The 12,449-nt window shown below is 66.4% G+C and carries 11 protein-coding genes and 1 pseudogene; 7 read left to right on the top strand and 5 right to left on the bottom strand.

From position 1 onward, the window contains the following. Both I5M_RS19380 and I5M_RS19375 read right to left on the bottom strand, forming a co-directional pair. Positions 1-598: MFS transporter (locus tag I5M_RS19380; protein ID WP_148287909.1), on the bottom strand; the 598-nt coding region annotated here is incomplete at its 3' end. Between the two features lie 103 nt (positions 599-701). Continuing rightward, entirely contained in the window at positions 702-1,385 is a 684-nt protein-coding gene (locus tag I5M_RS19375; protein ID WP_022722911.1) for a DUF938 domain-containing protein, read from the bottom strand. 257 nt (positions 1,386-1,642) lie between these two features. Here I5M_RS19375 and I5M_RS19370 point away from each other — a divergent pair, with 257 nt between their 5' ends. From I5M_RS19370 to I5M_RS19360, 3 genes are all read left to right on the top strand, one after another. Then, positions 1,643-1,939, top strand: coding sequence for a hypothetical protein (locus I5M_RS19370; protein ID WP_022722910.1), 297 nt, complete (start codon positions 1,643-1,645; stop codon positions 1,937-1,939). A 132-nt stretch (positions 1,940-2,071) separates the two neighbouring features. Then, positions 2,072-2,254, top strand: a complete 183-nt coding sequence (locus I5M_RS19365; RefSeq protein WP_148287908.1) for a hypothetical protein — start codon at positions 2,072-2,074, stop codon at positions 2,252-2,254. Positions 2,255-2,455: 201 nt separating this feature from the next. Beyond that, positions 2,456-3,664 carry an MFS transporter gene (locus I5M_RS19360; protein WP_022722908.1) on the top strand — a complete coding sequence of 403 codons (1,209 nt, stop codon included), beginning with the start codon at positions 2,456-2,458 and terminating at the stop codon, positions 3,662-3,664. A 2-nt stretch (positions 3,665-3,666) separates the two neighbouring features. Here I5M_RS19360 and I5M_RS19355 read toward each other — a convergent pair whose 3' ends face one another. Continuing rightward, entirely contained in the window at positions 3,667-4,953 is a 1,287-nt protein-coding gene (locus I5M_RS19355; RefSeq protein WP_022722907.1) for an MFS transporter, read from the bottom strand. A 251-nt stretch (positions 4,954-5,204) separates the two neighbouring features. On the opposite strand from I5M_RS19355, the gene I5M_RS19350 reads away from it, so the two are divergent. The 4 genes from I5M_RS19350 (at position 5,205) to I5M_RS19335 (ending at position 9,856) form a co-directional block, all read left to right on the top strand. After that, a complete protein-coding gene (locus tag I5M_RS19350; protein WP_031337081.1) occupies positions 5,205-5,858 on the top strand; it encodes an ABC transporter ATP-binding protein in 654 nt (217 codons plus the stop codon). Then, complete coding sequence (locus I5M_RS19345) at positions 5,855-8,320, top strand: FtsX-like permease family protein (protein ID WP_022722905.1); 2,466 nt, start codon at positions 5,855-5,857, stop codon at positions 8,318-8,320. The genes I5M_RS19350 and I5M_RS19345 overlap by 4 nt, the downstream gene beginning before the upstream one ends. Next, positions 8,310-9,395 (top strand): lipocalin-like domain-containing protein, encoded by a 1,086-nt coding sequence (locus I5M_RS19340; protein WP_022722904.1) that lies wholly within the window; start codon positions 8,310-8,312, stop codon positions 9,393-9,395. Before I5M_RS19345 ends, I5M_RS19340 begins: the two co-directional genes overlap by 11 nt. Positions 9,396-9,463: 68 nt before the next feature. Then, positions 9,464-9,856: an MAPEG family protein gene (locus tag I5M_RS19335; RefSeq protein WP_022722903.1), complete on the top strand. Its 393-nt coding sequence runs from the start codon at positions 9,464-9,466 to the stop codon at positions 9,854-9,856. Positions 9,857-10,118: 262 nt separating this feature from the next. On the opposite strand, the pseudogene I5M_RS30160 reads toward I5M_RS19335, so the two are convergent. Further along, positions 10,119-11,321 (bottom strand): annotated as a pseudogene (locus I5M_RS30160) (ABC transporter substrate-binding protein). 91 nt (positions 11,322-11,412) lie between these two features. Continuing rightward, positions 11,413-12,366: an omptin family outer membrane protease gene (locus tag I5M_RS19325; protein WP_244432052.1), complete on the bottom strand. Its 954-nt coding sequence runs from the start codon at positions 12,364-12,366 to the stop codon at positions 11,413-11,415. Between the last annotated feature and the right edge of the window lie 83 nt (positions 12,367-12,449).

Here is a 12,449-nt window from a genome sequence, read left to right as displayed (position 1 = left end):
CGACACCCCACAGCACGACCATCGCGATCAGCGCCACCACGGCCTGCACAACGTAGCTGAAGGCGAACAGATAGGGCTGCCAGATATTCATGGTCCACTGCACGAGCTGCGGACCGAGCACGCCGGCAAAGATTCCGCCGGCCATCACCCACGACATCGCCTTGGGCCGATACGCCGCGCTGGCGCCATCCGCGGCGGCGAAACGATAGGATTGCGACACCGCTGCGTAGAGCCCGCCGATGAAAGTGGCGCAGCAGAACAGCTCGAACGAGCCATACAGGATGGCGATAGCGCCGAGCACGCCGGTGACGGCGCCGCATGCCGTGCCGATGACGAACGAAGCGCGGCGGCCGAAGCGGCGGGCAATCATCCCGGTCGGCAGCGTGCCGAGCGCGAGGCCGACGACGTACATCGAGATCGGAACCGTCGCCAGCGAGACGCTCGGCGCCAGCTGGGCGCCGACGATTGCCCCGGTGGCGAAGATCACCGCCGCATTGGCGCCCGTCAGCGCCTGCGCGGCCGTGAGCCGCACGACATTGGCGCGCGCCCGCGTATCGTCAACGATGTCGCCGTTCGCGGTCGCATCAAGCGTCAAGATCGAGGTCCTTCAATGCGACTGCGGGGCCGCAGCGGCTGCGCATCATATGCACCGCCGCCGGCCGATCAACCAGCGGCGCCAGGGAGTTGGCGATGCGCCGGGCTCATGCCGGCGCGGCTCGGGCAAACACCAGGATCAGATTGTTGGCCGGCATCTCGATCGTCTCGCGAAGCCCGAGCCCGACCGCGTTCGCCAGTCCCGAGATCTCGGTGATGTCGCGGACGCCCCACTCCGGATCGGCGGCCCGGAGGCTGGTGTCGAACACCGCATTCGACATCGCGGTGTGGTGGCCGTCGCGCTTGAACGGCCCATACAGGATCAACAGGCCGTCGCTGCGCAGCAGCCGGCCGGCGCCGGCGAACAGGCCTTCGGCGACGCGCCACGGCGCGATGTGAATGACATTGGCGCAGAAGATCGCCGACAGCGCGCCGGGCTCACGGCCTTCCGCGCCTGCGACCGACCATGATGGATCAGCCAGATCGATGCGTTGCGGCGGCTGCAGATTGCCGAGCTGCGCATGCGCGCGCCATGCCGCGATGCTGCGCAGATGCGCCTCGTTGAAATCGCTCGGCCACCACACGAGGTCCGGATGCTGACGCGCGAATGCGACGATGTGCTGGCCGGTGCCGCTGCCGGCTTCGAGCGCGTCACCGCTGCGGCCGGCGAGCAGGCCCGCCAATACGGCGAGGATCGGCTCACGATTGCGATGAAACGCCGCCGCATCGAGACGGCCATCCGCTTCGACCGGTCTGCCGTCTTTGCCAAACTCGACGACATATTCAGCCATGCGGGCCGCATCCTTTTGTTAGTTCATTGCTCATAGCCGCAGCTCGCGCCGATTCAAAACCGCGGCCGGACACTCATGCACGTCTCAGTCTTGCGCGGCGACGCGATATGGCACATTTGTGGTCCGGCCGCGGGTTCGGCCGATCACGTCAACGCGAACAAGGTATGAGACGACTCGGCGCCGAAAGGCTGTCGCTGCGCGGTTTTCATGCTATCACGCCGCCTCTTTTTCCAGGACTGCAAGACCGAACGGGACGAATGACCAACGAACAGGACGAACACGGCGCGCGCACCAAGACCGGCGCGGATGATGTCAAAGCGGAGCGCGAAGCCTCGTCGAAGGCGGTGCTCGACAACATGGCGCGGCTGCGAGCCTTGCGGCTCGCGCGCGAAGCCGCACAACCGCAATCCGCCACGAAGACCGCGAGCAGGACAGCCGCCGGCAAGCGCACCAAGACCAGCACCGCCAAGAAGACCGGCAAATCCGCCGAGGACAAGCGCCAGGCGCTGTCGGATTGGCTTGCGGAACAGCAAAAGGGCGGTTTCCGCACCTGACCGCCGCCGAGCCCGCGAAAATCGCGTGCCGGATCAGCCAAATCCCGGCTAGTCTGGGCGGTATTATCGGTTCAAACAGGGTGGCAGCCGGGGTCCGCGCCGATGCGGGCCCGCCCGGCGAAGGACAGCACCATGACCGGCTCTCACAAGCCCAGCAAATTGTCTCTGGTCAAATCCAAACCCGAGCCTAAGCCGCCGACCAAGGACGTGCCCAAGACGCCGGCGCCCGAAGCCGCCTCGGACGACGACCTCTACGAGACCGGCGACATCTGCGGGCCGGCGCGCGACCGCGACGACGAACAGCGCGGGCTCTGATAGCTGGATCAGGCGACGCCACTTTTCTGTTCAATCAGGAGCGCCGCCCTCGCATCGGGCAGATTGCCGGACGCGCTTAGCAAGCCGCGCAACGGCGAGATTGGCTCCATGCGCAACCGTCCATGGACTGCGCACATCGGCACCCCTACCATGGTGTGAGCCGCTTCAAGCAGATTCCCCAAGCCGGATCAGCCTCTCACAATGGTCGACATCCTCGCCGCGGCGCCGCGCGCCAAGCCTGACAGCGCGTTGCGCACGCTAGGCTCGATCTCGGTCGCGCATTGGGTGAGCCACTTTCACATGCTGGTTCTGCCGCTGCTGTTCCCCTACTTGAAACAGCAGCTCGGCACCGGCTTCGTCGAGCTCGGCTTCGCCCTGACTGTGTTTGCCGTCGTATCCGGACTGACGCAGGCGCCGATCGGCTATCTGGTCGACCGCGTCGGCGCGCGCGGCATCCTGATCGCCGGCCTGTGCCTCGGCGGCGCGGCGCTGATCATGATCGGTCTGCATCCGACCTATCCGTGGCTGATCGCCGGCGCGGCGCTGCTCGGCCTCGCCAACGCCGTCTATCATCCCGCCGACTACGCGATCCTCTCGGCCCACATGGACGAAAACCGCATGGGCCGCGCGTTTTCGGTGCACACGTTCTCGGGTTTCCTCGGCGGCGCGATGGCGCCGGCGATCATCGCCGCATTGGTCGCGAGCGTCGGCGGCAGCGCCACGTTGATCGTCGCCGGTGCTGCGGGTCCGCTCGCCGCGCTGCTGCTGATCGTCGCCCGCCTGCCCGACGCAAAGGCCAAGCCACGCGCCGATGACAGCGCGCCGCCGCGCATTCTCACGCCGGCAATTCTGATGCTGACGCTTTTCTTCGCGCTGCTCAGCCTGTCGGCCTCGGGCATCAGCAATTTCGGCGTGGTCGCGCTGATGACCGGCTACGGCAGCTCCTACGCGATCGCCAACATGGCGCTGACGGCGTTTCTGGGCGCCAGTGCGGTCGGCGTGCTGGCCGGCGGCTTCCTGGCCGATCGCACCGAGCGGCACAGCCAGCTCGCCGCGGCCTGCTTCGCGCTCAACGCCGTCGTCACGCTTGTGATCGCGCTGTTGCCCCTGCCGTCGTGGCTGCTGCTGACCGCCATGGCATCGGCGGGCTTCCTCGGCGGCGTGATCACGCCGTCACGTGACATGATGGTGCGGGCCGCAGCCCCGCCCGGCGGCGCCGGCCGGGCTTTCGGCATCGTCTCCACCGGCTTCAATGTCGGCGGCATCATCGGCCCGCTGCTGTATGGCTGGATCATGGACCAGGCCATGCCGCACTGGGTGTTCGGAGCGTCGGTGCTTTTCATCAGCCTCACCGTCGCGCTCGCGATGGTAACCGACGAACGCCGCACCAGCGAACCGGCCCGCGCCTGAAGTCAGGCCGGCTTGCGCAAGCCCAGTTCGGCTTCGCGGCCCGCATTGAGCAGCCGCGCACGCTCGGTGTTCGGCCACAGCAGCAGCAGTCCGAGCAGACCGGCGACGATCAGTACGATGCCGTTGATGGTGTAGCCGGTCATGTAGCCGGCGGTGAGCGAGCCGGCGTGCTGGATCACGTTGCCCATCACCAGCGGCGCCACGATGCCGGCCAGCGTGTACAGCGCGCCATAGATCGCGATCGCGGCGCCGCGCTGGGACAGCGGCGCGAATTCGGCGATCATCGGCGGACACACCACATAGATCGAGCCGCACAGGCCGGTGCCGATCACGAGCGCGGCGATGCGCAGGCCGGCGCTGTCGATATATGGCATGCCCAGCACGATCAGTCCGCCGACCACCAGCGGGGCCGCGCCCAGTACGCCTCGGGCGATGCGGCTCGAGGCGCCGCGCATCATCAACCGCTGCGACAACCAGCCGGTGATCAGCACGACCGTGGCACCGAACACCCACGGCGCGATCGAGATCAGCCCGGCTTGATGCTGGGTGAAGCCGAGGCCCTGCACCACGAAGGTGGTGAACCAGGTCAGGCCCAGTGACAGCGCCCAATAGGCCCCGAACGTCGCGGCAACACAGCCGACGAAGGTGCGCGAGGTCAACAGCCGCCCATAGGGGATCCGCACCTCGGCCGCCGCCGCGGCGGCGCTGTGGACCAGCGGCCCTTCTTTGCCGAGCGCGAACCAGGCCACCACCCACATCAGGCCGACCACGCCGAGTGCGCCGAACGCGTAGTGCCAGGAATGATTGACGATGATCCAGTTGAGCGCCGGCACGGCGAGGATGACGCCGAACGCCGAGCCCTGCGACAGGATGGCGGTCGGCAGCGTCCGCTTGTGATCAGGAAACCATTTGTAGATCGCATGCGCCGCCACCGAAAACGCCGGCCCCTCGCCGGCACCGAGAATGACGCGGCAGATCAGGAAGGTGGTGAAGCTGACGCTGCCGACCATCGGAAACTGCGCCAACGCCCACACCACCGCCATCGCCAGCAACACCCAGCGCGTCTCGACCCGGTTGACGATGAAGCCGACCACGATGGCGCTGATCGAGAACAGGAAGAAGAACGACGAACCGAGCAGTCCGAAACGTTCCGGATCGAGCTTCAGTTCGTGCATGATCGGCACGCCGGCGAGGCCGACCACCATCTTGTCGGCGAAGTTCACCACCATGAAAAGGAACAGCAGGAAGGTGATCTTCCACGCGCCCTTCGGCGTCGATTGCTCCGCCAAGGCAGGCCTCCCGATTTTTTTACGCGCGCCTGTATCGGCGATTGCTTGAGGCCGGCTTATGCCAACCTGTCGCAGATGCTAGCCATTGTTCCTGCACGAATGCAATCTCGCGTGCATTGCAAAATGCGGCACCCTCATTGAGGCCAGCGCTTCCAACAACCATATCGGCCGCAATGTCAGTCGAACCCTCTCCGGATCAGCCTCGAGACCGCGCGGCGCCCTGTGCCCCTCAAGCAATGCCGGGCGCGCCGATGCTGCGTGTCACCGGGCTGACCAAATCGTTCTCGTCTGGACCGGACCGCGTCTCGGTGCTGCGCGGCGTCGACTTTTCGCTTTGCCCCGGCGAGCGCGTGGCGCTGACCGGCGAATCCGGCAGCGGCAAGTCGACGTTGCTGCATCTGATCGCCGGGCTCGACCAGCCGGATTCCGGCGACATCCGTTTCGGCGACGAAGCTGTCTCGGCGATGAGCGACGCCGCCCGCGCGGCATTCCGGCGCGACCGGCTCGGCCTCGTCTTTCAGCAGTTCAACCTGATCCCGAGCCTGAGCGTCGCCGACAATCTGGCGTTTCAGTCGCGGCTCGCCGGCCGCCAAGACAATGCGTGGCATGCCGAACTGATCGAGCGGCTCGGCCTCGGGCATTTGCAGAAGCGCTATCCGGAGCAACTTTCCGGCGGCCAGCAACAGCGCGTCGCGATCGGCCGTGCGCTGGCGGTGAAGCCGCTGCTGCTGCTGGCCGACGAGCCGACCGGCAATCTCGACGAAGCCACCGCCGACGAGGTGCTGGCGCTGGCCAGTGATCTGGTCCGCCGCACCGGCTGCGGCTTCCTGATGGTGACGCACAGCGATCGGCTCGCCGCGACGCTCGATCGCCAGGTGCATCTGCGCGCAGGTCTGATCCATTGAGCCGCGCGCTGTGGATCCTCGCGGTGCTGCTCAGCCACTGGCGACGGCATCCGATGCAATTCGCCACGCTGCTGATCGGCCTGATCTCCGCGACCGCGCTGTGGAGCGGCGTGCAGGCACTGAATGCGCAGGCGCGGAGCAGCTACGATCGCGCCGCCGCCGCGCTCGGCGGCAACCGCACCGCGATGCTGGTTTCGCCCGACGGCAACGCATTTCCGCAACAACTCTTTGTCGATCTGCGCCGCGCCGGTTGGCCGGTATCGCCCGTGGTCGAGGGCAGCGCCCGCATCGGCACGCGGTCACTGCGGCTGCTCGGTATCGAACCGCTGTCGCTGCCGATCGAAGCCAGCGCCGCTCCGGCGCTCGGCACGGCCGATCTGCAGAGCTTTGTCCTGTCGCCCGGCGCCACACTGCTGTCGCCGCAGACGCTACGCGAACTCGAACTCCACGACGGCGACACGCCGGAGATATCCAGCAGTGCGAAGCTGCCGCCGCTGAAGGCGCAGGCCGAACTCGCACCCGGCGTGTTGGTCGTCGACATCGGTGCCGCGCAGCGGCTGCTCGACATGCCGGGCCGCGTGTCGCGCCTCCTGGTCGGCAGCAAGGACATCGGCGCACGCGCGCCGCTGCAGCAGGTCGTCGGCGACCGGCTGCAGCTGGTGCAGCCCGAGGCCGAGACCGACCTCGAGCGGCTGACCGACAGTTTCCATCTCAATCTCACGGCCTTCGGCCTGCTGTCGTTCCTGGTCGGGCTGTTCATCGTCAATTCGGCGATCGGCCTCGCCTTCGAACAACGCCGCCCGATGCTGCGCACGCTACGCGCCTGCGGCGCCTCGGCGCGACTGCTGAATGGCGTGATGATTGTCGAACTGACGCTGATCGCGCTGGCTGCCGGACTGATCGGCCTGGTCTGCGGTTACTTCATCGCCGCGACGCTGCTGCCCGACGTTGCCGCGTCGCTCCGCGGGCTCTACGGCGCGCAGATTCCGGGCGAACTATCTCTCAAGCCGCAATGGTGGTTCACCGGCATCGCCATCAGCATCATCGGCACGCTCGGCGCTGCGTCCGCCAGCCTGATCAAAGCCGCGCGCATGCCGCTGCTGGCCGCCGCGCAGGCGTATCCGTGGCAGCAGGCGCAGCAACGCTGGCTGCTGCTGCAGGGCGGCGGTGCGTTGCTGATATTCATTATCGGTCTGGTGCTGCTGTGGCGCGGCGACTCGCTGGTGGCCGGCTTCGCCGTGTTGGCCGCGATCCTGCTCGGCGCTGCGCTCGGCCTGCCGGCGATCCTGGCGCTGGCGCTGGCGGCAGGTGAACGCGGCGCGCGCGGGCCGCTGACGACTTGGTTCTGGGCCGACAGCCGGCTGCAGCTCTCCGGCCTGTCGCTCGCCCTGATGGCACTGCTGCTGGCGCTCGGCGTCAATGTCGGCGTCGGCACCATGGTGGAGAGTTTCAGCCGCACCTTCGACCGCTGGCTCGACGGCCGCCTCGCCGCCGAGATCTATCTCAACGCCGCCAACGATCAGCAGGCCGCCGAGATCAAGACTTGGCTGAAGACCCGCCCCGAAGTTCGCGCCATCCTGCCGGGCGCGCGGGCCGAGGTGAAGCTGCAGGATTTCCCGACCGAACTGATCGGCTTCGCCGACGACGCGACCTACCGCACTAATTGGCCGCTGCTCGAACACACCGCCGACGTCTGGGACCGCGTCGCGACCGGCGAGGCGGCATTGGTCAGCGAGCAGCTGTCTCGCCGATTGCACTTGAGCATCGGTGATCACGTCACCGTACCGACCGATCGCGGGCCTTGGCCGCTGCAGGTCGTGGCGATCTACGCCGACTACGGCAACCCGCGCGGACAGCTCGGCGTCGCCTTCAACGGGTTGATCAAGCATTTCCCCGACGTGGCGCAGACCCGCTTCGGCCTGCGGGTCGATCCCGCCCAGGTGCCGCAACTGGTCGAAGCGTTGCGCGACAGATATCAGCTCGGCGAACGCAGCCTGGCCGATCAGGCGACGCTGAAGGCAGTGTCGAAGCAGATCTTCAGCCGCACCTTTGCGGTGACGACAGCGCTCAACGCCTTCACGCTCGGCATCGCCGGCGTCGCGCTGCTGACCAGCCTGCTGACGCTCGGCCAATCGCGGCTGCCGCAGCTCGCGCCGCTGTGGGCGATCGGGCTGACGCGGCGGCGGCTGGCGTTCGTCGAACTGATGAAGACGCTGGCGATGGCGGCGATCACAGCGCTTCTGGCGCTACCGCTCGGGCTCCTGGTCGCGTGGTGCTTGATCGCCGTCGTCAACGTCAAGGCGTTCGGCTGGCGGCTGCCGTTCGAGGTATTTCCGCTGGAGCTGCTCAAGCTGCTCGGCGTCGCGCTGCTGGCGTCGCTGGTCGCCGCAGCGCTGCCCATCCTCAAGCTGCTGCGCATGCAGCCGGCACAGCTGGTGAAGGTATTCGCCGATGAGCGCTAGCCGGCTCACACGCCGCGCCTTCGCAGCCGGCTTGCTCGCCGCGAGCCTCGGCAGCCGACGCGCCTCCGCACAGGGTTTTGCCGGCCTTGGCGGCGAAGCCGGCGGGTTCGCGCCCGTCGTGCCCGGGCGCAAGCTGATCTTCCCGCAGGATCACGGCCCGCATCCCGACTTCCGCATCGAGTGGTGGTACCTGACCGCCAATCTGAAGGACGCGGCCGGCAACGCCTACGGCGTACAGTGGACGCTGTTCCGGCAGGCGATGGCGCCTGGACCGCAGCGCGAGGGCTGGGACAATCAGCAGATCTGGATGGCGCATGCGGCGGCGACCAGCGCCACAGCGCATCGCTTCGCCGAGAAATTCGCCCGCGGCGGCATCGGCCAGGCCGGCGTCACGGCGCAACCCTTCGTAGCCTTCATCGATAATTGGGCGCTGCGCGGCGACGTCGCGATGGCAGCGGCGACGCTGTCGCCGCTCGACGTCACCGCCGCCGGCAAGGACTTCAGCTACGCGCTGCGGCTAACCTCAGACCACGATCTGGTGCTGCAAGGCGAGCAGGGCTATTCGCGCAAATCCGAGCGCGGCCAGGCGTCGTACTACTACAGCCAGCCGTACTTCACCGCTCAAGGCACGCTGACTCTGGATGGCAAGCCGGTCGAGGTGTCGGGCGTCGCCTGGATGGACCGCGAATGGTCGAGCCAGCCGCTCGCCTCCGATCAGACCGGCTGGGACTGGCTGTCGCTGCATCTCGGCTCGGGCGAGAAGGTGATGCTGTTTCGGCTGCGCCAGAAAGACGGCGGAGCGTATTTCGCCGGCAACTGGATCGGCACCGATGGCCGCTCGCAGCAGCTGGCGCCGGACGCCATTGCGCTCGAGCCGCTCGGCTTCACTGAGATCGGCCAGCGCAGCCTGCCGACGCGCTGGCGCGTGCAGCTGCGGTCGCACGGCCTCACCGTCGAGACCAAGCCCCTCAATCCGCAGGCCTTCATGGCGACCAGCTTTGCCTATTGGGAGGGCCCTATTTCGTTCGAAGGAGATCAAACCGGCGTCGGGTATCTTGAGATGACGGGCTATTAGGGCCAATCTGCACGACATCAACCGGCGGCATCAGCCGGAACGAACGATAAGAAACGGGAGGCTCTGCGATGTTTCACTACGTCACGATCGTCACGCTGCTCGCCCTGATGTTCTACTTCTACACCACGCTGCAGGTGTCTCGCGCGCGCATGCTGTACGGCGTCAAGGCGCCGGCGATCAGCGGCAATGCGGATTTCGAGCGGGTGTTTCGCGTGCAGGCCAATACGCTTGAATGGCTGCCGATCTTCCTGCCATCGATGTGGTTGTTCGCGTATTATCTGAGCGATCCCTTCGCGGCCGGGCTCGGCGCGCTGTGGATCGTCGGCCGCATCATCTACATGATCGGCTATACGGAAGCCGCCCCCAAACGCGGCGCCGGCTTCGCCGTCCAGATGGTCGCCGCTGCCATCCTGTGGGGCGGCTCGGTCTATGGCGTCGTGCATCAAATGCTGGGGGCGTGACACGAGCACAGCGCCATTCCGAGCACAGCCTGCTCCCTCTCCCGCTTGCGGGAGAGGGCTGGGGTGAGGGCGACGCGGGCACCGAGTCAGCGACTCGCGGAGCGGAGTGCCCTCACCCGTCCCGGCTTCGCTGCGCTACGCCGGGCCGACCTCTCCCGCAAGCGGGAGAGGTTGCGCCGTGCTCGTCGCAACTGATTACGCAAAAGCCGGCGCCCTGGTGGAGCGCCGGCTTCATCGCAGCCTGAACTAAGCCGAAAATCGCTTACTTCGTCAGCGGGCACCCGCTGTCCTTGGCCAGCGGGAAAGCCTGATTGCCGGGAACCACCGCGAGCTGCTTGTAGTAGTCCCACGGCTTCTTGGATTCTTCCGGCTTCTTGACCTCGAACAGATACATGTCGTGGACGAAGCGGCCGTTGGCCTGGACATTGCCCTTGGCGAAAGCGTCGTCGACCGGCAATTCCTTCAGCTTCGCCGCGACCGCGTCGCTGTCCTTGGTGCCGGCGGCCTTGACGGCCTTCAGATAAGACAGCGTCGCCGAATAGGTGCCGGCCTGGATCATGCTCGGCATCCGCTGGGTGCGCTTGAATAGCGCTCGGCGAACTCACGCGACTTGTCGTCACGATCCCAATAATAGGCTTCGGTCAGCACCAGGCCTTGCGCCCGCTTTGAAACCGAAGCCGTTGAACTTCGGCAACGTCATCAGCAGGCCGGGCATCTTCTGGCCGCCCTGCACGATGCCGAATTCCGACGCCTGCTTGATCGAGTTGGCGGTGTCGAGACCCGCATTGGCGAGGCCGATGACCTTGGCCTTGGAGCTCTGGGCCTGCAGCAGGAAGGACGAGAAGTCCGACGAGTTCAGCGGATGCCGCACCGAGCCGAGCACCTTGCCGCCATTGGCCTCGACGACCTCGCTGGTGTCCTTCTCCAGTGAATAGCCGAAGGCGTAGTCGGCGGTGAGGAAGAACCAGGTGTCGCCGCCGGCCTTCACCAGCGCGCCGCCGGTGCCGACCGCGAGCGCGTGGGTGTCGAACGCCCAGTGGAACCCGTAGGGCGTGCAGGCGTCGCCGGTGATGCGCGAGGTCGCGGCGCCGACCACGATATCGATCTTCTTCTTTTCCTTGGAGAGATCCTGCACCGCCAGCGCCACCGACGAAGTGGTCAGCTCGGTGATCATGTCGACGCCGTCGACGTCGTACCATTTGCGCGCGATCGATATCGCGGTGTCGGGCTTGTTCTGGTGGTCGGCCGAGACGATCTCGATCTTCTGGCCGAGCACTTCGCCGCCGAAATCCTCGACCGCCATCTTGGCGGCTTCGACCGAGCCCTTGCCGCCGTAATCGGCGTAGACGCCGGACTGATCGTTGAGGATGCCGATCTTCACGCCCTGCGCGGTGGCCGGAGCGGCGGCGCCGATGCTGACCAGCGCGGTAGCCGCGAGCGCGGCCGTGAGAAGTCTGAAGTGCATGGTAGCGAGCCTCCCAGTGTTTTGGTTGGCGCGCACCCTATTGAAGAAGCCGGCGGCTGCCCAGCGGATTCTTGCTGCAGGCTTATGACCGTTAAAGGCTGTCGAATTTGTAGGCCGCCTGCAGGAAGGTTCCATAGCGTTCGGTACGCGACGGCAGCGTCTGGCACGGGCATGGCGTGCCGAACGCGTTGGTGTAGGCATTGGTGGTCGCCCACATCGCCCAGTACCGCGCGCCGGCGCCGATGCTGAAGGCGTTGTTGAACTGATACGACAGAATTGTTTCCAGCTGGACGCCCTGCCCGGTGCCGCGCTCCGGCGACGCTGTGTTGGCGACATCGGTGCGCTGGAGGTGATTGTCGGTGCCCAAGAACTTGACGTAAGGCAGATACGCGGCGTCCGCCGTCAGCGTCAGGCCATAGCCGAGCGCGAGCGTGCCGTTGATGCCGACTCGGAGTGAATGCCAGGTGTCGTTCTCGGTGATACCCAGAACCGTGGCGGGGAAGCTCGGAATGCAGCCGGCGTTGGGATTGGCGAACTGTACACAGCCATAGGCCGACTTGTTGTCGCGGTAATAATTGTAGCCGACGAAGCCGCCGAACCGGCCGGCACGGCCGCGCAGCAGATCGTAGCCGGCATCGATCGTCGCATAGGCGATGCTGCCCTTCACCGGGTCGGACAGCGTGTTGGAATACGGCACCGTCTGATAATTGATCAGCCAGTCCTCGTCGTTCATCTTGCCTTTGGTGAGCGTGCCACCGCCGGCAAAGCCCTTGAGGAACAGATCCGACGGTCCATCGATGCGGCCGAACAACTCGCCCGATGCCGCAGTGGTATCGTAGGTCAACCGCGACACCAGGACATTCTGGCGGCCTTGCTCGATGCCGGCACCGAGGTCTTTCTGGAAGCGACCGAAGCTGTACCAGACCCTTGCGCCGATCTCGGCGTCCGCGATTGCCGGCTGTTCACGCAGGCTGCCGCGCAGCGCGTAGTCGTCGAAGCGAGCATTCGGGTCGCCGCCGAACTTCATGTTCAACCCGACCTTCACGATGTGATTGGCCTGGCTGGCACTGAGAGGGACTGCCCGGGACCGCGACGTAACCGTAGGGATAGACAAGTGCGCAAGCTGCC

It is taken from the genome of Rhodopseudomonas sp. B29 (assembly GCF_000333455.1).
GTDB lineage: Bacteria > Pseudomonadota > Alphaproteobacteria > Rhizobiales > Xanthobacteraceae > Rhodopseudomonas.
Note: the sequence above shows the minus strand (reverse complement) of the source record. Positions and strands in the feature narration are given on the sequence as shown.